The following is a 20,568-nucleotide window of genomic DNA, read 5'->3' as shown; positions in this document are numbered from 1 at the left end:
GTTTCAGCGGCCGGCTCTCGCGTCCTGCGGCTGCGCGGCGATGCGCTCGGCCACCAGGTCCTGCATCCGCCACAAATGCCGGTCGTGCAGGCCGAGCCGTTCGAGATGCTCGACCGTGTTGAGCAGATATTCGGCCATCGAGCCCCAGAAGCCGACGGCGACCGCCAGCCGGTCGGCGATCTCGGTCTCGCTCAGGCCGCCGACATAACCGGCATAATCGCGCGCGGCGACGAAGGCGATGGCGCGCAGCGGCCCCGTGTCGGTGGCGACAGTGACCCAGCGCGGCATGATCGGCGGCTCGCGTTCAAGCAGCCGCACGAGGTCGGCGTCGAGGCGTTCCGGCGCGATCTTCAGCGCCACGCCCTTGCAGCTTCCGCCCCGGTCGAGCGACAGCATCAGGCCCGGCTGGTCGACATTGCCGCGATAGCGCGTGTCCCAGCCGAGGCAGAAGGCGCGGTGCCAGCCGCGCACGAGGCCGGTGCGCCGGTCGGAAAAGGCGATCGGTGCGCGCCAGATCAGCGAACCGAAGGCGAACACCCACAACGGCTCGCCGGGCGCCAGCGCGGCGCGCAGGGATCGCGCGGTGACGGCGAACCAGCTTTTCGGGACATTCTTTTGCCGCTGCATCGACCCGGGATCGGCGAGGTCGCGATGAACCCGCCGGACGAGCTCGGCTGTCAGGCGCGGGCGTCGCGTCATTCCTGTCGCGCGGTCGGGGCGCGATGGCGGCGGGCGACGGTCCGCGGCCGGCCGGGCAGGGCAAGCCGGGTTTCCTGCCGGTCGCGCTCGGCCACCACCTTGCCGGCGGCGATCACGCACAGCCGTTCCGGCCGCAGCCGGATCGCCTCGACCGGGTCGCCGGCGTCGAGCACGATCAGGCTCGCCTTCTTGCCGACCGCGAGACCGTAATCGTCAAGCCCCATGATCGCCGCGCTCTCGCCGGTGACCATGTCGAAGCAGCGGCGCATCTCGTCGGGATGCGACATCTGCGCGACGTGCAGGCCCATGAAGGCGACGTCGAGCATGTCGGCGGTGCCGAGCGAGTACCAGGGATCGAGCACGCAGTCCTGGCCGAAACCGACACGGATGCCGTGGGCAAGCATTTCCTTGACCCGGGTCAGGCCGCGGCGTTTGGGAAAGCTGTCGTGGCGCCCCTGCAGCATGATGTTGATCAGCGGGTTGGGGATCGCCGCGACCTGGGCCTCGGCGATCAAAGGCAGGAGCTTGGAGACGTAATAATTGTCCATCGAGTGCATCGAGGTCAGATGCGAGCCGGCGACGCGGCCGCCGAGGCCGAGACGCTGTGTCTCGTAGGCGAGCTGCTCGATGTGGCGCGACAGCGGATCGTCGGTCTCGTCGCAGTGCAGGTCGACCATCAGACCGCGCTCGGCCGCGATCTCGCACAGGGCGGTGACCGAGCGGGTGCCGTCGGCCATGGTGCGCTCGAAATGCGGGATGCCGCCGACGACGTCGACGCCCATGTCGAGTGCGCGCAGCGTGTTTTCGCGCGCGCCGGGCGAGCGATAGAACCCGTCCTGGGGGAAGGCGACCAGCTGCAAATCGATATGGGGCGCGACCTCCTTCCTGACCTCCAGCAGCGCCTCGACGGCGAGCAGCCGGTCGTCGCAGACATCGACATGGCTGCGGATCGCCAGCAGCCCCATCGAAACCGCCCAGTCGCAATAGGCAAGCGCGCGCTCCTTGACCGCCTCGTGGGTCAGGAGCGGCTTCAGCTCGCCCCACAGCGCGATGCCTTCCAGAAGCGTGCCCGACGCGTTGATGCGCGGCAGGCCGTAGGACAGCGTGGCGTCCATGTGGAAATGCGGATCGACCAGCGGCGGGGCGACGAGATTGTCGCTCGCGTCGACGACGCGGCCGGCCTCGGCGGTGATGCCGGGCTCGATGGCGGCGATCCTGGCTCCGGCAATCGCGATGTCGGCGGTTCGGCCGTCGGGCAGGGTGCCGCCCTTGACGATCAGGTCGAAACTCATCTCTCGCCTTTCTGGTAGGGTATCATCAGCGCCTTGGGATAGGTCGCGCGGCGGGCGACGAGAATCAGCGCCAGCACCGACAACACATAGGGCAGCATCAGGAAGAGCTGGTAGGGAATGACGCCGCCGGTCACTTGCTGCAGGCGCACCTGGTAGGCGTCGAAGGCGGCAAACAGCACCGCGCCGAGCAGCGCCTTGCCCGGACGCCAGGAGCCGAACACGACCAGTGCGATGCAGATCCAGCCGCGGCCGTTGACCATCTCGAAAAAGAACGAGTTAAAGGCCGACATGGTCAAAAAGGCGCCGCCGACGGCCATCAGCGCGCTGCCGGCCATCACCGCGCCGATGCGCGTGGCGGTGACGCCGATGCCCTGGGCCTCGACGGCGGCCGGGTTTTCGCCGACGGCGCGCACGGCCAGCCCCAGCGGCGTGCGATAAAGCACCCAACCGACCACGGCGACGGTGACGAAGGCGAGATAGGTGAACGGGGTCTGGGCAAACAGCGCCGGACCGACGAGCGGAATGTCGGACAGGAGCGGGATTTCCAGCGGCTGGAACGAGTCGATTTTCGGCGGCGAGGTCACTTCCGGCAGGGCGAGACGATAGGTGAAATAGGTCAGCGAGGTGGCGAGCAGGGTGATGCCGATGCCGACCACGTGCTGCGACAGGCCGAGCGGCACGGTCAGCGTGCCGTGCAGCAGCCCGAAGGCCGCGCCGGTGGCCGCGGCGACCGCGATCCCGGTCCACAGATCGCCGCCCGCATAGACGGTGAACCAGCCGGTGAAGGCGCCGGCGACCATGATGCCCTCGATGCCGAGATTGAGCACGCCGGCGCGCTCGCAGATCAGTTCGCCCATGGTGGCGAAGATCAGCGGCGAGGCGATGCGGATCGCGGCGACCCAGAAAGAGGCGGTGAACAGGATTTCAAGAGCTTCGATCACGCTCACCTCCACCGGATGCGGTAACGCGTCAGCATGATCGCCGTGACCATGGTCAGCAATGCGGTCGCCGTCATGACATTGGCGATGTAGCTCGGTACGTCGGCGGTGCGGCTCATGGCGTCGGCGCCAACGAAGATGCCGGCCACGAAGATCGCCGCGGCGATCACGCCGAGCGGATTGAGCATGGCGAGCATGGCGACCACGATGCCGGTGTAGCCGAAGCCCGGCGACAGATCGAGCGTGAGGTTGCCCTTCAGTCCCGACACTTCGGAAAAGCCGGCAAGCGCGGCTAGGCCCCCCGACAGGAGCGCCGTCTTCATCAGCACCGTGTTGACGGGGATGCCGGCGAAACGCGCGGCCGCGGGGTTGTGGCCGACGGCGCGCATCTCGTAGCCGAGCGCGGTCTTTTTCATGATCACCCAGACCCAGAGCGCGGCGATGACGGCGATCACGAAGCCGTAATGCAGACGCTTGCCGCTGACGATGCGCGGCAGCTTGGCCTCAGCGATCACGCGTTCGGATTGCGGCCAGCCGAGCCCCATCGGGTCCTTCAAGACGCCTTCCAGCAGCATGGAGACCACGAGCAGCATGATGAAGTTCAACAACAGCGTGGTGACGACCTCGTCGACGCCGAGCCGGGTTTTCAAAAAGGCCGGACCGAGCAGAAGCAGGGCGCCGGCCGTCATCGCGGCCAGCATGATCAGCGGGATGAGGACAATCGCCGGCAGGGGCAGCGCGCCGGTGCCGAGCACGACGGTGACGATGGCGCCAGCGTAAAGCTGGGCTTCGGCGCCGATATTCCACAATTTGGCGCGAAAGGCGACCGCGACCGCAAGCCCGGTGAAGATCAGCGGCGTGGCGCGGGTCAGGGTTTCCAGCAGGGCAAATTGCGAGCCGGCCGCGCCCTTGGCCACCAGCGCGAACACCGACAGCGGCGAGGCGCCGGCCGCCAGCACCAAAATGGCGGCGATCGCCATGGTGGCCAGGATCGCGCCCGCCGGATAGGCGAGCGTGGCGGCGAGCGAGGGCGCGGGTTTGGGTTCAAGCCGCATGATGAGGGCGTCCATGGCCTTTGTGGAGGATGTCGCCGCCGGGCTCCCGGGCGGCACGCGCGATCACGGGGCGGGGAAACACCGTCATGCCGCCTCCATGCCGTGGCCGGCCATAAGTTCGGCAAGGTCGCGCACCGAGCGTTCGCCGCGCGCCGAGGGCGGCGAAAGCCTGCCCTTGAACATCACGCAGACATGGTCGGAGAGCGTCAGGATCTCGTCGAGATCCTCCGATATCAGCAGCACCGCCGCGCCACGCGCACGCGCCTCCAGCAGTTTCCGGTGTACATAGGAGATCGCGCCGACGTCGAGCCCGCGCGTCGGCTGGTTGGCCAGGATGATCTTCGGATCGGGATCGAGCGCCCGGCCGAGGATCAGCTTTTGCATATTGCCGCCCGAAAGCAGGCGCACGCGCGCCTCCGGCGAGGGGCATTTGACGTCGTAATCGCGGATCAGCTCCTCGGCGAAACCGCGCGCGGCGGCCCAGTCGAGAAAGCCGTGCCGGGAAAAGCGCGGCGAGCGGTAACGCTCGGCGATGACGTTTTCCGTCACGCTCATGTCGCCGATCGTGCCGACGGCGTGCCGGTCCTCGGGGATGCGGGCGACGCCGGCCTGCAGCGCGATCGCCGGCGACCATGTCTCCACCGCCTCGCCGGCGATGCGAAACTGTCCCGATCGCGGACGGTGAATGCCAGACAGCAGTGCCGCCAGCGTCGTCTGGCCGTTGCCCGAAACGCCGGCCAGCCCGACGATCTCGCCGCCGCGCAGCGCCAGCGAGACGCTTTCCAGGCCGACGGGACCGGAGGCGGGCGCGGCGCAAACGGCCTCGCATTCGAGCAACACCGGTCCCGGCGCGGCCGCGGCGATCGCCGGCGGGGCGATTTCCTGGCCGATCATCAGCGCGGCCAGTTCCTGGCGCGTCGTGCCCTTGGTTTCGCGTTCGCCCGACAGGCGGCCGGTGCGCAGCACCAGAACGCGGTCGCTGATCGCCAGCACCTCGTTGAGCTTGTGCGAGATGAAGATCACCGAAAGCCCCGAGGCGACCAGTTTCTTCAGGGTCGCAAACAGCGCCTCGGTCTCGATCGGCGTCAGCACCGCGGTCGGCTCGTCGAGGATCAGCACGCCCGCGTCGCGATAAAGCGCCTTGAGTATCTCCACGCGCTGGCGCTCGCCGACGGTGAGGTTGGCGACCGTCTGGTCCGGTTCGACGGCGAGCCCGAAATCGGCGGCAAGCGTGCGGATGCGGGCGAGCGCCGTGGCGCGGTCGAAGCGCGGCGACCAGGACGACTGGGTGCCGAGCGCGATGTTTTCCAGCACCGTCATGTTGTCGGCCAGCGTGAAATGCTGGTGGACCATGCCGACGCCGGCTTCGAGCGCGGCGCGCGGATCGCCGGGCGGCAAGGTCTTGCCGAACGCCTCGACCGTGCCCTCGTCGGCGACGTAGTGGCCGAACAGGATGTTCATCAGCGTCGTCTTGCCGGCGCCGTTTTCGCCCAGCAGCGCCACGACCTCGCCGCGCCGCAATTCGAGCGAGATCGCGTCGTTGGCGACAAGCGGGCCGAAACGCTTGGTGATGTTGTGCAGACGCAGGACGGGGGTGGCGGTCATCGGGATTCCGGTCGCGACGGTCACGACCCTTTCTGCGCCTCGGGCCGAAGGCCGCCGAAACGAGGTCTCGGCCTTCGCCCGGATCGCGGGCCGGTTGCGGATGGCAAAATACCGATCCGGCCTCTCCCTTGTGGGAGAGGCCGTTCGATCAGCTCGATTTCGGTTCCTCGTCGTTGATCTCGACGGTGAACGAGCCGTCCCTGATCGCCTTTTCCTTCTCCGCCACCTTGGCCATCACCTCGTCGGGCACCTTGCCCTCGAAGGTGCCGAGCGGGGCGAGCGAGCAGCCGCCATGCTTCATGAAGGAATAGATGCCGTAATCGTCGGCCTTGAAGGAGCCGCCCTTGACCTCGGCGATCGCCTTGTCGAGCGTCGGCTCGAAATGCCACAGCGCCGAGGCGACGACGGTCTCGGGATAGTCGGCCTGGGTGTCGATGACGTTGCCGATCGCCAGAAGCTTGCGCTCCTGCGCGGCGTCGGAGACCCCGAAGCGCTCGGCGTACAAAATGTCGGCGCCGGCGTCGATCTGGGCGAAGGCGGTCTCTTTGGCCTTGGGCGGATCGAACCAGGAGCCGATGAAGGCGACCTGGAAGGCGATGTCGGGCGCCATCTCGCGCGCGCCGGCCATGAAGGCGTGCATCAGCCGGTTGACCTCGGGAATCGGGAAACCGCCGACCATGCCGATATTGTTCGACTTGGTCAGCGCGCCGGCGATGATGCCGGTCAGGTAGGAGGCATCCTGGATATAGTTGTCGAACACCGCGAAATTGGGATGGGCGTCGTCGGGCTTGAAGCTCGACCCCATCAGGAAGGCGGTGTCGGGGTAGTCGGCGGCGACGGTGCGGGCGGCGTCCTCGACCCCAAACACCTCGCCGATGACGAGCTGGTGGCCGGCCTCGCAATATTCGCGCATCACGCGCTCGTAGTCGCTGTTGGAGACGTTTTCGGAAAACACATAGTCGATGTCGCCGCGGTCCTTGGCGGCGTTGGCGGCCTTGTGGATGCGGCTGACCCATTGCTGCTCGACCGGCACGGTGTAGATCGCGGCGACCTTGACCGGCTCCTGGGCGAACAGCCTGGTGGGCACTGTGGCGGCGCCGGCCAGGGCCGCCGTGGCGCCGGCGGCCTTCAAGACGGTGCGGCGCGAGACGAGAGAGCGTGTTGATCCGGGCGTGAATTTCGTCATGGGTCCACCTCTGGTTGGAACGTGCGCGAGGACGTTGCCCGCCTCATTTTTTATCAATTGGTAAAGACTAGAAGAAATTTCGCCGCCCGGCAATCGCGATCGGCGGGTTGCCCACCGGTGTCGCCCGCTCAGCCCAGCCTGGTCGGAACGCGGGCTTCGAGGCGCCGGAAGGCGAGCACGATCAGTCCGGTAATGACCAGATAGACCAGCGCCAGCAGCAGCAGCGGCTCGAAGATGATGAACGTGTCCTGGCGCACCCGGCTCGACACGGCGTAGATGTCGACGACCGTGATCGTGGCGACCAGCGGCGTCGCCTTCAGTTGCAGAACGGTTTCGCCGGCAAGCGTGGGCAGGGCGCGCTGGATCGCCTGCGGCAGCCAGATGCGACGGAAAATCTTCCAGCGGCTCATGCCGAACGCGCGCGCGCTTTCCAGTTGTCCGCGCGGCACGCCGGCAAAGGCGCCGCGCATGACCTCGCCCTCGTAGCCGGCGAACGACATGGTCAGCGCCAGCATGGCATAGGGCCAAGCCTGGCGCAGATACGGCCACAGTTCCGAGCCGCGGATCCAGGGAAATTGCGGAAACAGCGAGCCCAGCCCGAAATAAAGCAGCCATAATTGCAGCAGAAGCGGCGTGCCGCGGATCACCGTGCAGAAGGCGCGCGCCGGCAAGGCGAGATAGGCGGGCCCGGCCGCCTGGGCGAGGCCGAGCGGCACGGCAAGCGCGAAGCCGAGCATGCAGGTCACGACCAGCAGCCACAGCGTGCGCCAGAGCCCCTCGGCGGCGAGCGGGGCGTAGTCGGGGATCCAGTCCCAACGCATGGTCCAGCCGGCATAGGCGGCGAGCGCCAGCGCGATCGCGATCAGCACGATGCGGTGCGGCTTCAGCCAGGCGCGCAGCGGCGGCAGCGGCTTGCCGGTGACCTCGATCACGTTTGCCATCAGCCCGCGCCTCCGACATGCGGCATGCCGCGACGCGCCCAGCGCTCGACGCGAGCGATGATGACGTTGGAAAACAGGGTCAGGAGCAGATAGAGCGCGCCGGCGGCGACGAAGAAGGTGAAATAGGCCTTGGTCGCGCCGGCCGCCTGGCGGGTCGCAAGCGTCAGCTCGTTGAAGCCGACGACGGCCAGCAGCGCGGTGTCCTTGGTGGCGATCAGCCACAGATTGGCGAGGCCGGGAATGGCGTAGGGCAGCATTGCCGGCAGGGTGATGCGGCGCAGGAGCAGGCCCGGCGCCATGCCGTAGGCGCGCGCGGCCTCGATCTGGCCCTGCGGAATGGCGCGAATGGCGCCGCGAATGACTTCGGTCGAATAGGCGCCCTGGACGACGCCGAGCACGGCGATGCCGGCGACGAGGCCGGAAATGTCGACCGGCGGATAACCGAAGGCCTCGAGCGTGCGGTTCACCAGATCGGTGCCGGCGTAATAGAGTAAAAGGATCAGCACCAGTTCGGGCACCGCGCGCACCACGGTGGTGTAGACCTCCAACAGGTCGCGGACGACCGGGCCGCCATAGAGCTTGCCCCAGGCGCCGGCGGTGCCGATCACAAGGCCGATGCCGAACGCGCCGAGCGCGATCTGGACGGAACTGGCGAGGCCGCGCAGCAGCGTTCCGCCCCAGCCGGGCGGGCTCGGCGCGAGCAGGTCGAAAAGGCTCAGTTGCAGCAGGGTCTCAAGCAGGTGCTTGTCTCCGGCGGTGGATGCGCGTCGCGCCCCCCGCCGGCAACGCCAGGCGGCGCGCCGATCGAGGGGCGTTCAAGCTCTGGCCTCGGCTAGCCGCCGAAAATGTCGAAATCGAAATATTCCTTGGTGATCTCGTCATATTTGCCGCTGTCGCGGATCGCGCCGATGGCGGCGTTGAGCTTGGCCTTGAGATCGTCCTCGCCCTTGCGCACGCCGAAGCCGACGCCGGGTCCCAACACGTCGATATCGGGCGCGACGATGCCTTTCATCTCGCAGCATGCCTTGCCCTGGTCGGTTTCAAGAAAGGCTTCGAGGGCGAAGGAATCGGCCTGGGTGGCGTCGATGCGGCCGGCGGCGAGGTCGGCATTGGCTTCGTCCTGGGTCTGATAGACCTTGATCTCGGCAACCGTGTCGCCGAAATGCTTCTTGGCGTAGACGTCGTGCACGGTCGACACCTGAACGCCGAGGATCTTGTCCTTCAGCCCTTCGGGCGTCGCGTCCATCTCCACAGCCTTGGCGCCGGCGATCCCGGTCGGGGTGTTGTAATATTTGTCGCTGAAATCGATCGATTTCATCCGCTCGGCGGTGATCGACATCGAGGCGGCGATGAAGTCGATCTTCTTGGCGTTGAGGGCTGGAATGATGCCGTCCCACGACACCGGCGTGATCTCGCAGTCGAGTTCGGCCGCCGCGCAGATCGCCTCGGCGATCTCGACTTCCCACCCGACCCACTTGCCCGAGGCGTCCGGCGAGGCGAAGGGCGGATAGGGCTCGGCGGCAATGCCGACCTTGACGGTCTCGGCCTGTGCCGCGCCGAGCGACATGATGCCGGCCGCAATCATGCCGGCGGCGAATTTGGCGAAGGATTTCATGGAAAACTCCCTTTGTTTGGTTGCGGTTCCCTAATTTCTGTCTCAGCCGACCGTGCGCAAAAACTGCTGCAAGCGGTCGGATTTCGGCGCGCCGAACAGCTCTTCGGGCCGGCCTTCCTCCTCGACCAGGCCCTGGTGCAGGTAGACGACGTGGCTCGCGACCTCGCGGGCGAATTTCATCTCGTGGGTGACGAGCACCATCGTGCGGCCTTCGCCGGCGAGGTCGGCGATCACCTTGAGCACCTCGCCGACCAGTTCGGGATCGAGCGCGGAGGTCGGCTCGTCGAACAGCATGACGCGCGGCTCGACGGCGAGTGCGCGGGCGATCGCGCCGCGCTGCTGCTGGCCGCCGGACAGGAAGGCGGGGTAGACATCGCGCTTTTCGGCCAGCCCGACCCTTTCGAGCAGCGCCTCGCCGGTGGCGATCGCCTCGGCCCTCGCGATGCCCAGCACATGCACCGGCACCTCGATGACGTTTTCGATCAGCGTCATGTGGCTCCACAGATTGAAGCTCTGGAACACCATGCCGAGCCGGGAGCGGATGCGCTCGATCTGACGCCGGTCGGCCGGCACCATGTCGCCGTGGCCGTCCGGTTTCAGCCGGATCTGCTCGCCATTGACGCGGATGACGCCGCTGGTCGGGTTTTCCAGGCAGTTGATGCAGCGCAACAGCGTCGACTTGCCCGACCCGGAGCCGCCGATGATGGCGACCACCTCGCCGTCGCGGGCCGACAGCGACACGCCCTTCAACACGTGCAGGGCGCCGAACTTCTTGTGCAGGTCCTCGACATGGATCGCCTCGGCCGGTGTGCCGGATGGCTCTTGTGCTTCGGGTTGCGCGGCCGCGACCGTCATCGGTCACGCTTTCGCGGCGTATCGAACACCCGCAGACCCACCCGGTGCGCCATCGCCTGTCGCATCGTTCCCCGTTTCTTTCGCCGGATCCGTGGTCGCCGTGGCGGCGGACCGGCCTTTGTTTTTCGAGGCCATTACGGCACTTGCCGGCTTGTTATGCAAGCGTATAAATACGGGCGCCCCGATTTCGCGGGCCGGAGAAAGAAGAAATCGTGACGCAATACGGCTCGCAATCCATGGCCGCGCCGCTGAAGCGCGTATTGATGTGTTCCGCCGGCACCGCCATGCGCGGCGCCGAGCCGAAGCGCTGGCATTACGGACCGCAATTCGACCCGGCCAGGGCGGCGTCCCAGCATGCGCGGCTGAGCGCGCTGGTGGAAGCAGCCGGTGCGCGGATCGACTGGCTCGCCGGCGCCGACGGGCTGGCCGATTCCGTCTTCACCCACGATCCGTCGCTGATGACCGATCGCGGCGCGGTGATCCTGTCGATGGGCAAGGCGCTGCGTGGGCCGGAGCCTGAGCTGCACGAGGCGTGCTACCGCAAGCTGGGCATCGCCGTTCTCGGGCGGATCGAGGCGCCGGGTCAGGTCGAGGGCGGGGATTGCGTGTGGCTCGACCGGGCCACGCTTGCCGTGGGGCGCGGGGTGCGCACCAACGAGGCCGGCATTCGCCAACTCGCCGCGCTGCTTGAGCCGCTGGGCGTGGCCGTGCAGGGTTTCGACCTGCCCCTGTGGCACGGGGAGGAGGCCTGCCTGCACCTGATGTCGGTCATCAGCCCGCTCGCCGACGATCTGGCGCTGGTTCACGCGCCGCTGCTGCCGGCGCCGTTCTGGCAGATGCTGCGGGCGCGCGGCATCATGCTGGTGGAGGGCGATCCAGACGAGTTCGCGGCCAGCAACGGGCTGTCGCTCAACGTGCTGGCGACCGCGCCGCGCGCGGCGATCGCGGTTGCCGGCTTTCCCAGGACGAAGGCGGCGATGGAACGGGCCGGCTGCAGGGTGGACACTTTCGAGGCCGATGCGCTGTGCATTGCCTGCGAGGGCGGGCCGACCTGCCTGACCCGACCGATCCTGCGGCAATGACCGTCAGCGCACGGCGCAAGTTTAGACGCGAGGGCGAGGGGCGTCGCCGTCGGGATCTGATCGAGGCGACGCTGGACTGCGTGGCAGAAAACGGAATCGAAGGCGCGACCGTGCGGGCGATCGCGCTGCGCGCCGGCGTCAGCGCCGGCCTGATCCGGCACTATTTTCCCGGCAAGGCGGAGCTTTTGCAGGCCGCCTATGCGGCAGTGGTCAAGAGAATGACCGACCAGGCCAAGGACGCGCTCGCCGCGCGCGAGGCGCGGCCGGCCGAGCGGCTTGCCGCCTTCGTGCGCGCCAATCTCGGCCCGCCGGTGGTCGATACGCGGATTTTCGCCCTCTGGGCCGGCTTTATCGCCCGCGCCCATGCCGACACCGCGCTGGCCGCCGTCCACCGGGAAGGCTATCTCGGCTTCCGCGACGAGGTCGAAAGCCTGGTGGGTGCGGTGCTGGGCGAGGCCGGCCACCCGGCCGACGCGATGACGCTGCGCCGGCACGCGATCGCCATCAACGCCATAATCGACGGGTTGTGGATCGAGGGCTGCATGGCCAGCAGCCTGTTTGACGAAGGCGAACTGGCGGGGATCGCGATCACCAGCGTCGCCGCGCAGCTCGGCGTCGATCTGCCGGGCGATGAAGGGAGCGAACGCCCATGAAAACCGTCGGCGAGGCGCTGGTCAGGCTTCTGGAGGCGCATGGGGTCGACACGGTGTTCGGCATTCCGGGCGTCCATACGATCGAGCTCTATCGCGGCCTTGCAGGCTCGCCGATCCGGCACGTCACGCCGCGTCACGAGCAGGCGGCGGGGTTCATGGCCGACGGCTATGCGCGCGCCACAGGGCGGCCGGGCGTGGCCCTGCTGATCACCGGGCCCGGCCTGACCAACGCCATCACCGCGATCGCCCAGGCGCGCGCCGACAGCGTGCCGATGCTGGTGATTTCCGGCGTCAACCGGCTAGATAGCCTCGGCCGGGGGCTCGGCCATCTGCACGAACTGCCCGACCAGCGCGCGATGATGCGCAGCGTCTGCCTGATGTCGGAACGCATCGAGCGGCCGCAGGACCTCGGCGGAACCGTCGGCCGCGCCTTCGACCGTCTGGCCAGCGGCCGGCCGGGCCCGGTTCATATCGAGATCCCGCTCGACGTGATGGGCCTGCCTGCCGGCGACCTGTCCCTCGAGATCGCGCCGCGACCGCGGCCGGCGATGCCCGCCAAGGCCGAACGCGACCGCGCCGTCGAGATCCTGGCCCAGGCCCGCCGGCCGGCGATCCTGATCGGCGGCGGCGCGCGCGGCGCGGCCGACGCCGTCGCGCCGCTGGCCGAACGGCTCGACGCGCCGGTGATTTCGACGGCCAACGCGCGCGGCATCATGCATGGCCATCGGCTGGCGGTGCCGGCAAGCCCGAGCCTGAAAGCGGTACGCGCCTTGTTGGCCGGCAGCGATGCGGTGCTGGCGCTGGGCACCGAAATGGGACCGACCGACTACGACGTCTATGCCGATGGCGGCATGCCCGCCCTCTCGAATCTTGTGCGGGTCGATTGCGACGGCAGCCAGCTCTCGACAACCCCCGGCGCGGTCGCGCTCGCCGGCGATGCGGCTACCACCGCCGCGGCGCTGGTCGCGGCCCTCGGCGGCGGCGGTGATGGTTCGGCCGGCACGGGCGCCGAACGCGCCCGACAGGCGCGAGACGATGCATGGGAGGAGATCGGGCAGCGCATGCGGACCCATGTCGGCGCGCTCGAGGCGATCCGCAGCGCGGTGCCGGGCGCGACCATCGTCGGCGATTCCACCCAGGCGATCTATGCCGGCAATCTTTTTTACGACCACGACCGGCCGGGCGGCTGGTTCAACGCCGCCACCGGCTACGGAGCGCTCGGCTACGGGCCGCCGGCGGCGATCGGTGCGGCCCTCGGCAGGCCGGGCGCGCCGGTGATCTGCCTGAGCGGCGACGGCGGCATGCAGTTCGTCCTGGCCGAACTCGGCACGGCGGTTGACGAGGGCGCGCCGGTGATCTTCGTCGTGTGGAACAATCGCGGTTTCCAGGAGATCGAGACGTCGATGCGCGCGGCCGGTATCGTGCCGGTCGGCGTGCGCCCGTCGGCACCCGATTTCTGCGCCGTGGCCGCCGCCTACGGCATGGCCGCCGAGCGGATCGGTGCGCTGGCCGATCTCGGCGCGGCGGTGGCGCGCGCGCGGGGCGCCGGCGGCCCGGCGCTGATCGAGCTTGCCGGCGCGCCGGAGCTTTGAGGCCGGTTCGTGCCTGCTATGAGGGCGGTCAGGCGGAGCGACGCCGCTCGCCATAGCCGGCCACGAAGCGGCGCAAGCGGTCGGCGGCCTCCCGCAGCACGGCCTCGCTCTGGCACAGGCTGATGCGGATGTGGCTTCTCGCGGCCTCGCCGAAGCTGAGCCCCGGCATGACGGCGACCTTTTCAGCTTCCAGGAAACGCCAGGCGAACTGCTCGCAATCGAAATCGACGGCGGAAATGTCGAGCATGACATACATGCCGCCTTGCGAGCCGCGCACGGTGATGTCGTTGAAGCCGCGCATGGCGTCCAGAAAGGCCTTGCGGCGGGCACCATAGCGCTCGGCGATCTCGTCGACGCCATAGGCGTTTTCCAGTGCCTCGATCGCGGCGCGGCTGACGAAGTCGTTGAGGCCGTATGTGGTGACCAGGTTGAGGCTCACCAGCCTGGCGACGAGATCGGCCGGCGCGGTCAGCCAGCCGATCCGCCAGCCGGTCATGCCGTGGCTCTTGGACATGGAATTGATCACCAGCGTGTGTTCGGCCATGCCGGGCAGGGCGCGCGGAGAGACATGTTTCTTGCTGCCGGGCAAGGTCCAGTAGACCTCGTCGGAGATCAGCCAGAGATCGTGGCGCCGGCACAGGGCGGCGATCGCTTCCAGCGTCTCGGGCGAATAGACCGCGCCGGTCGGATTGTTCGGCGTGTTGATCAGCAGCGTCCGGGTATTGTCGCGGATGGCCGCCTCGATCGCCTCGGCGCGCGGCTCGAACCCGTCCTCGGCGCGCGCTTCCACGACGGTGAAATCGGCGCCGGCGGCGCGAAACGTGCCGGGATAGGTGGCGTAGTAGGGCGCGATCATGATCGCGTGGTCGCCGGGGTCGAGCGTGGCCTGGGCGGCGGCGAACAGGGCAAGCTGGCCGCCCGGCGTGGCGATCACCTGATCGGGGCGGGTCGCAAGCCCGGTCGCCTGTTCGGAAATCGCGGCCATGGCCGCGCGCAGCCTGGGCAGGCCGGCAAGCTGCGTATAGTGGTGGCGGCCCTGGCGGACCGCCGTCACGCAGGCCTCGACGGTTTTGGCCGGCGTGTCGAAATCGTGGTCGCCGACCGACAGCATCATGATGTCCTCGCCGGCCTGCTTGCGGGTCATGGCGGCGAAATGAACCTCCCAGCCATCCTTGCCGTGGGGCGTGATGCCGGAGATGCGGGAAGAGGGATTAGGCATGGAATGGTCCCGTGATGGTGTGTCCGGTGTGTTCGAGTTGGCGCTTCAACTCACAAATATGATCCGGGCCGATCTCGCAACAGCCGCCGACGATTACGGCGCCGTGGGCCACCAGGTCGAGCGCCCATCGCGCATAGGCCTGGGGGTCGAGATCCGTCCGGGCGGTCAGCGCGTCGACTGTACCACCCGGACGCAGCGCGTCGATGGCAGAAAATCCGTTTGCGTAGGCCCCGAAAGGCAGGCCCGCGGCGGCAAGTTCGGTTTGCGCGGCCGAGATCGTTTCCGGCCGGCAGCAATTGGCCAGCACCGCCTGCGCGCCTTCCGTGCGCGCGACCTCCAGCCCGGCGGCGAGCGGCTCGCCAGAGCGCAGCATCGCGGACGGCGCGCCGTCCATCAGGCTGACGGCCGTCCAGACCGGCCTGCCGGTTTCGGCGGCGGCGCGGGTCGCCGCGGCGATCTCGAGGGTGGACGACAAGGTCTCGCACAGTATCAGGTCGACCCGCGGGCCCTGAATTCCGGCGATCCGCCGATAGGTGGCGAGCGCCAGGTCGAAATCGCTCGTCAGCTCCGGCCGGTAGCTCGCCACCAGCGGCGGCAGACAGCCGGCAATCGCGACCTCACGCCCCATCGCCTCGCGCGCGGCGCAGGCAAGGTCGATGGCGCGTTGCTGCAGGGGACGAAACCGCGCCGGGTCACCGTCGCGCTCCAGGCGCTCGGGGGTGGCCGAGTAGGCGTTGATGGTGATGACCCGGGCGCCCGCCTCGATATAGTCGCGGTGGACCTGTTCGACGATCTCGGGCTCGTCGAGCAGGATTTGCGTCGACCACAACGGCGTCGGCGCAAAGCGGCTGCGGGCGATCAGTTCCTGCCCCATGCCGCCGTCGAGAAGGATCACGTCACGCACGTCCAAGTCTCTCTTTCCTTCCTGTCACAGCATGGCGAGCCTGGCGGATTTGTCCACCACAGGCTGCGTCGCTGCCGACAGGGCCTGTCACTCTACCGCCACAGGCGGCGTGAAGCCGCGTTGCGATCGCGGATGGGATGGGACGGAGTCGACCCGCGAGCGACAATATGCAAAGGAAGGGGCGGTCCTGCCGGAGGGCCGTGCAACGCATGTCCGTCCGGTGCCGCGGCCCGAGTGAGTGGCAAGATTGACCGTGCGCGGAGCGCGCGGCCAGAGAGTTGAGGTGGGGACGGCTGAATGCTGGTGCCAGACAAACAAAACGATGCCGTATTGGACGCCGACATCGTCGACGAAGCGATCACGTCGCGGCGATCGGTGCGCGCATACCTGCCCGATCCGGTGGACGAGGACACGCTCCGCGACATCCTCAAGGTCGCGAGCCGGGCGCCGTCGGGCACCAATATGCAGCCCTGGAAGGTCTATGTGACCACCGGCGAGAAGAAGCGCCAGCTCGCCGATGCCATCCTCAATTCCGGGATCAGGGCCGAAAAGGCCAAGTGGGACGAATATCGCTATTATCCCGACCAGTTCTTCGAACCCTATCTGTCGCGCCGCCGCGCGGTCGGCTTCTCGCTTTATGGTCATCTCGGCATCGGACGCCGCGACGTCAACCAGATGCGCGCCCAGCACGATCGCAATTTCACCTTCTTCGACGCACCGGTCGGCATGATCTTCACCATCGACCGGCGGCTGAACCAGGGATCGTGGATCGACTACGGCATGTTCCTGCAGAACATCATGGTCGCGGCGCGGGGCAGGGGGCTGCACACTTGCCCGCAGGCGGCGTTCGCGCCCTATCACCGCCAGATCCGGCCCGTGCTCGGCATCCCGGACGAGGAAGTCGTGGTATGCGGCATGGCGCTCGGCCACGAGGACACGTCGAAACCGGAAAACAAGCTGCGCACCGAGCGCGCCGATCTCGAGGAATTCGTCACCTTCGTGAAATAGGCGCGGCCGGCCGTCACCCGACCCGGTAGCCGGTTTCCTTGCTCGCGTGACACAACGCGGTCCACAAGGCGCGGGCGAAGGATCGGAAGACGTAGAGGTCGAACTGCTCGGCGCCGGAGCGCTGGATCTGGGCGAAAATGTCGTGATGGCTGGTCGCGCGGCCGGCGCCTGGCGGGAAGGCGCTCTGCGAAAAGTCGAGCGCGAAGAACTTGGCCAGCACCCATTCGGCCTTGGCTCCGGCCAGGCGCAGCGCGGTGCGGCCGTGCGACAGGTCGGTGACGGTGCCGGTCTCCACGCCGATTACGGCGCCGAGGGCAGCGGCGAGGCCCTCCCTTTGGTCGACGACCAGAAATTTTCCGGGCGCGAACCCGAACGCGGCCTTGGTCCCGTCGACCCGGCCGGCGTCGACGCCGTCGACAGGCGCCAGGCCGGTAACCGACTTGATAGCGTCAATCAGCGCCTTTTCCCGGCCGCGCCAGGCCGCGGCCTGGACGATCGAGCCGGGACGGGTCTCGCTCAGGACCAGACCGGTCTCGCCGGCGGTGTTGGGATAGGCGCCCGGTTTCCAGGCCGCGCCGAGCGGCGACACGGGTTCAACCATGCATGCGGCTCCCTTCCGGATCGTAGAAATGGTGGCTGACGATCTCGACCAGGCCGAAGCGCTTGCGCAGCGGGTCGGAGACGAAGGCGCGCGTGCCGTGGCGCGTCTTGCCGCCCTTGACGAGCGCCAGCGCGATATATTTGCCGAGTGCGGGCGAATAGCAGCCGGCGGTGACGTGGCCGATCGAATCGCGGATTTCGGCCGGGTCGTTGTGTTCCACGATATGGGCGCCGCCGCCGAGCGGCCTGTCGTCGAGGGCGACGATGCCGACCAGGCGGATGCGGTCGTCGTCGCACAGGCCCTCGCGATCCATCATCATCGACCCGGCGAAGGGTTTTTTCTTCGACAGCATCCAGTCGAGATAAAGATCGCGCCCGGTGGTGCGTCCGTCGATCTCCGCGCCGGTCACATGGCCCTTTTCGATACGCAGCGTCCCCAGCGCCTCGAGCCCGTAGGGCACGATGGCGAACGGTTTGCCGGCTTCCATCAACGCTTCCCACACATGCAGGCCGTGGCCGGCGCCGCAATAGACCTCGTAGGCGCGCTCGCCGGAAAAGGACAGGCGGCAGATCATCACCGGCACGCCGTCGACCTCGCCACGGACGATGCCCATGAAGGGCAGGGTGTCGTTGTCGACGGCCGTACCGGTGACGCAGGCGGCCAGCACGTCGCGCGATCGCGGGCCGGCAATCGCGGCGCCGGCCCATTGGTCGGAGACGGAGGTGAGCGTCACTTTCAGGTCGGGCCAGACGATGTCGAGATAATATTCGAGCTGCTGCATGACCTTGCCGGCATTGGCCGTGGTGGTCGTCATCAGGAAATCGGTCTGCGCCAGGCGCCAGGTCGTGCCGTCGTCATAGGCCAGCCCGTCCTCGCGCAGCATCAGCCCGTAGCGGGCCTTCATCACCGGCAGGGTGGAGAAGGTGTTGGTGTAGACCCGGTCGAGGAAATCGGCCGCGTCGGGACCCTGAACCATGATCTTGCCGAGGGTGGAGACGTCGACGACGCCGACCCCGGCGCGCGTTGCGGCGGCTTCGCGCACATAGGCCTGCTCGACCGTCTCGCCGCGCCCGCCATAGATCATCGGCCGGTACCAGAGCCCGGCCGCATACATGGTCGCGCCGTTTTCGACGTGCCAGTCGTGCATCGGGGTGAGCCGGCCGGGCCGCAATTCGCCGTAGCGCTCGGCCGCCAGCGCGCCCAGCGAGACGGGGGTGTAGGGCGGGCGGAAACGCGTCGTGCCGACCTCGGGAATGGTTTTGCCCAGCGCCGCGGCCATGATGGCGAGACCGGGCACGTTGGAGGTCTTGCCCTGATCGGTCGCCATTCCGAGCGTGGTGTAGCGCTTGAGGTGCTCGACGGAGACGAACCCCTCGCGGTGGGCCAGGCGCACATCCTCGGCGGTGACGTCGTGCTGAAAGTCGACGAAGGCCTTGCCAGCCTTGCCGGGCGGGCGGATCTCGAAGACCGGCGCGGGCGCGATGTCCAGTTCCAGGGTCTCGACCCTGGGCTGCGCGGATTTGCGCGGCGGCTTGCCGCCGGCCACCTTCGCGCCGGCCGCAAGCCCATCGGCAAGGGCCGTCGCGGTCGCGAAACGGCCGGCAAAGGCGCCGGCGCCGACCCAGTTCTGGGTCGGTTTTGGCGGCAGGAAGGCCTGCAGCGCTTCGTCCCATCGCGGCGCCGTGCCGGCCTGGCTCGCCAGGTGGATCGCCGGCGACCAGCCGCCCGACATCAACAGGCAGTCGACCGCGATCCTGCGCGGCTGGCCGGTGATTTCACCCTCGCGCAGGCGCTGGACGGTGATCTCGCGGAGCGCCTTGCGGCCTTTGGTGCCGGTGACGGCGTGGCCGGCAAGCAATTCCGCGCCGGCCCGTTCGGCGAGCGCCCGGGCGGCCGGCGAGATCGTGTCGCGCATGTCGACGATGGCGGCGATTGTCGCGCCGGCCTCGGCCAATGCCGCGGCGGCGCGATAGGCGTCGTCGTTGTTGGCAAAGAGCGCGAGCCTGGAGCCGGCGACGACGCCGTATTCCCGCAACAGGCGCACGGCCGCGTCGGCGAGCATCACGCCCGGCCGGTCATTGCCGGGAAAGACCAGCGGGCGCTCGAACGCGCCCGTCGCCAGCACCACCGCGCCGGCGCGGATCGTCCAGTGGCGATGGCGCGGCTCGCCCCTGTCTGGCGCCGGCTTGTGATCGGTGACACGCTCCAGCGCGGCGAGCGTGTTGCCGTCGTAGTAGCCCCAGACCGTCGTGCGCGGCAAAAGCCGCACCGTGTCCATGGCGCCGAGCGCCTCGATCGTCCCTTGCGCCCAGGCGGCGGCCGGCAGGCCGTCGATCGTGTCGCCGGACCATTTTGCCGAACCGCCCGGCACCGGCTCGAGATCGGCCAGGATGACGCGCTTGCCGGCCTCGGCGGCGGCCTTGGCGGCCAACAGGCCGGCCGGTCCGGCGCCGGTGACGAGCACGTCGCAAAACGCGTTCATGCGCTCGTAGCGGTCGGGATCGGCGTCGTGACCGGCCCGGCCGAGGCCGGCGGCGCGGCGGATGAAATGTTCGCACGCCATCCAGACCCGCGTGCCCTTGAGCGGACCGACGACCGGGCCCATGAAGGTCTTGTAATAAAAGCCGGCCGACAGCAGCCCGCCGGCGAGCTGGTTGACCGCGCCGGCGTCGACATCGAGCGAGGGAAAGCGGTTCTGGCTTTCCACCGTCAGGCCTTCGTAAATCTCGATCTGCGTGGCTGCGATATTGGGCTCGCGCACCGTGCCCTTGAGCACGGTGACCAGCGCGTTGGGCTCGTCGACGCCGGCCGCCAGCAGGCCGCGCGGGCGATGATATTTGAACGAGCGGCCGAACAGCCGCACGCCATTGGCCATCAGGGCGGAGGCGAGCGTGTCGCCGGGGTGGCCCTGATAGGTCTTGCCGTCGAAACTGAACCGGATCGTGCGGCCGCGGTCGATCCGGCCGCCCTCGGTGCTGCGGCGCGGGCTCATGGTTTTTTCCCTTTGGCCGGTCCGGTCTTCGTGCGGCCCTTGGCCGCCCGCCGAGGCGCTTGCGGCGTCGCGCCTTGGGCTCCCGCGAAGGCGACGCTTTCAATGGCATGCGTCAGGGTCGAGCGCACGATCAGCAGATGTTTGCGGCAACCGCCGGCGTGCTGCCAATATTCGCGATGCGGGCCTGCCGGATTGGAACGGTCGTAGACATAGGCGTTCCAGCGCGCCTGGTCGGTGTCGTGCTGGTCGGGGCGCGGCCGGTTGGCGTCGCCCTGGTAGGAGAACTCGGCAAGGTCGCGCGGACCGCAATAGGGGCAGGTGATCAGCATCG

The 20,568-nt window shown here is 68.3% G+C and carries 19 protein-coding genes; 4 read left to right on the top strand and 15 right to left on the bottom strand.

The window, feature by feature from the left end:
- Positions 1-3 precede the first annotated feature (3 nt).
- From ACT2B0_RS11350 to ACT2B0_RS11305, 10 genes are all read right to left on the bottom strand, one after another.
- On the bottom strand, positions 4-699 hold the full coding sequence (locus ACT2B0_RS11350; protein ID WP_473464771.1) for a gamma-glutamylcyclotransferase: 696 nt from the start codon (positions 697-699) through the stop codon (positions 4-6).
- The gene (locus ACT2B0_RS11345; protein WP_473464768.1) at positions 696-1,991 is read right to left on the bottom strand and encodes an amidohydrolase family protein; all 1,296 of its coding nucleotides are present in this window, start codon (positions 1,989-1,991) and stop codon (positions 696-698) included. The genes ACT2B0_RS11350 and ACT2B0_RS11345 overlap by 4 nt, the downstream gene beginning before the upstream one ends.
- Positions 1,988-2,929, bottom strand: coding sequence for an ABC transporter permease (locus ACT2B0_RS11340; RefSeq protein WP_473465932.1), 942 nt, complete (start codon positions 2,927-2,929; stop codon positions 1,988-1,990). Before ACT2B0_RS11340 ends, ACT2B0_RS11345 begins: the two co-directional genes overlap by 4 nt.
- A gap of 5 nt (positions 2,930-2,934) precedes the next feature.
- Positions 2,935-3,984: an ABC transporter permease gene (locus ACT2B0_RS11335; protein ID WP_473464766.1), complete on the bottom strand. Its 1,050-nt coding sequence runs from the start codon at positions 3,982-3,984 to the stop codon at positions 2,935-2,937.
- An 84-nt stretch (positions 3,985-4,068) separates the two neighbouring features.
- Positions 4,069-5,589 carry an ABC transporter ATP-binding protein gene (locus tag ACT2B0_RS11330; protein WP_473464764.1) on the bottom strand — a complete coding sequence of 507 codons (1,521 nt, stop codon included), beginning with the start codon at positions 5,587-5,589 and terminating at the stop codon, positions 4,069-4,071.
- Between the two features lie 148 nt (positions 5,590-5,737).
- Positions 5,738-6,775, bottom strand: coding sequence for a BMP family protein (locus ACT2B0_RS11325; RefSeq protein ID WP_473464762.1), 1,038 nt, complete (start codon positions 6,773-6,775; stop codon positions 5,738-5,740).
- A 128-nt stretch (positions 6,776-6,903) separates the two neighbouring features.
- On the bottom strand, positions 6,904-7,716 hold the full coding sequence (locus ACT2B0_RS11320; RefSeq protein WP_473464759.1) for an ABC transporter permease: 813 nt from the start codon (positions 7,714-7,716) through the stop codon (positions 6,904-6,906).
- A complete protein-coding gene (locus tag ACT2B0_RS11315) occupies positions 7,716-8,441 on the bottom strand; it encodes an ABC transporter permease (RefSeq protein WP_473465930.1) in 726 nt (241 codons plus the stop codon). Before ACT2B0_RS11315 ends, ACT2B0_RS11320 begins: the two co-directional genes overlap by 1 nt.
- A gap of 107 nt (positions 8,442-8,548) precedes the next feature.
- Positions 8,549-9,331, bottom strand: coding sequence for a transporter substrate-binding domain-containing protein (locus ACT2B0_RS11310; protein ID WP_348117452.1), 783 nt, complete (start codon positions 9,329-9,331; stop codon positions 8,549-8,551).
- Positions 9,332-9,373: 42 nt separating this feature from the next.
- Entirely contained in the window at positions 9,374-10,186 is an 813-nt protein-coding gene (locus tag ACT2B0_RS11305) for an ABC transporter ATP-binding protein (protein WP_348117454.1), read from the bottom strand.
- Between the two features lie 212 nt (positions 10,187-10,398).
- Between ACT2B0_RS11305 and ACT2B0_RS11300 the strand changes: the two genes are divergently transcribed.
- From ACT2B0_RS11300 to ACT2B0_RS11290, 3 genes are read left to right on the top strand one after another with little or no spacing between them, the layout of a single operon-like run.
- Positions 10,399-11,268: a dimethylarginine dimethylaminohydrolase family protein gene (locus ACT2B0_RS11300; RefSeq protein ID WP_473464753.1), complete on the top strand. Its 870-nt coding sequence runs from the start codon at positions 10,399-10,401 to the stop codon at positions 11,266-11,268.
- Entirely contained in the window at positions 11,265-11,921 is a 657-nt protein-coding gene (locus ACT2B0_RS11295; protein ID WP_473464751.1) for a TetR family transcriptional regulator C-terminal domain-containing protein, read from the top strand. Before ACT2B0_RS11300 ends, ACT2B0_RS11295 begins: the two co-directional genes overlap by 4 nt.
- Complete coding sequence (locus ACT2B0_RS11290) at positions 11,918-13,513, top strand: 5-guanidino-2-oxopentanoate decarboxylase (RefSeq protein WP_473464748.1); 1,596 nt, start codon at positions 11,918-11,920, stop codon at positions 13,511-13,513. The genes ACT2B0_RS11295 and ACT2B0_RS11290 overlap by 4 nt, the downstream gene beginning before the upstream one ends.
- Before the next feature lie 28 nt (positions 13,514-13,541).
- On the opposite strand, the gene ACT2B0_RS11285 is transcribed toward ACT2B0_RS11290, so the two are convergent.
- Positions 13,542-14,732 carry a pyridoxal phosphate-dependent aminotransferase gene (locus ACT2B0_RS11285; RefSeq protein WP_473464746.1) on the bottom strand — a complete coding sequence of 397 codons (1,191 nt, stop codon included), beginning with the start codon at positions 14,730-14,732 and terminating at the stop codon, positions 13,542-13,544.
- Positions 14,725-15,636, bottom strand: coding sequence for a homocysteine S-methyltransferase family protein (locus ACT2B0_RS11280; RefSeq protein ID WP_473465927.1), 912 nt, complete (start codon positions 15,634-15,636; stop codon positions 14,725-14,727). The genes ACT2B0_RS11285 and ACT2B0_RS11280 overlap by 8 nt, the downstream gene beginning before the upstream one ends.
- Before the next feature lie 297 nt (positions 15,637-15,933).
- On the opposite strand from ACT2B0_RS11280, the gene ACT2B0_RS11275 reads away from it, so the two are divergent.
- The gene (locus tag ACT2B0_RS11275) at positions 15,934-16,644 is read left to right on the top strand and encodes a nitroreductase (protein WP_348117469.1); all 711 of its coding nucleotides are present in this window, start codon (positions 15,934-15,936) and stop codon (positions 16,642-16,644) included.
- Between the two features lie 13 nt (positions 16,645-16,657).
- Here ACT2B0_RS11275 and ACT2B0_RS11270 read toward each other — a convergent pair whose 3' ends face one another.
- From ACT2B0_RS11270 to ACT2B0_RS11260, 3 genes are read right to left on the bottom strand one after another with little or no spacing between them, the layout of a single operon-like run.
- Positions 16,658-17,245, bottom strand: coding sequence for a sarcosine oxidase subunit gamma family protein (locus ACT2B0_RS11270; RefSeq protein ID WP_473464743.1), 588 nt, complete (start codon positions 17,243-17,245; stop codon positions 16,658-16,660).
- Positions 17,238-20,237 carry a sarcosine oxidase subunit alpha family protein gene (locus ACT2B0_RS11265; RefSeq protein WP_473464740.1) on the bottom strand — a complete coding sequence of 1,000 codons (3,000 nt, stop codon included), beginning with the start codon at positions 20,235-20,237 and terminating at the stop codon, positions 17,238-17,240. The genes ACT2B0_RS11270 and ACT2B0_RS11265 overlap by 8 nt, the downstream gene beginning before the upstream one ends.
- Complete coding sequence (locus tag ACT2B0_RS11260) at positions 20,234-20,566, bottom strand: sarcosine oxidase subunit delta (protein WP_348117475.1); 333 nt, start codon at positions 20,564-20,566, stop codon at positions 20,234-20,236. The genes ACT2B0_RS11265 and ACT2B0_RS11260 overlap by 4 nt, the downstream gene beginning before the upstream one ends.
- Positions 20,567-20,568: the final 2 nt, after the last annotated feature.

It is taken from the genome of Nitratireductor sp. J20-h4, from assembly GCF_056780505.1.
This window is presented reverse-complemented; position numbering and strand designations above follow the sequence as displayed.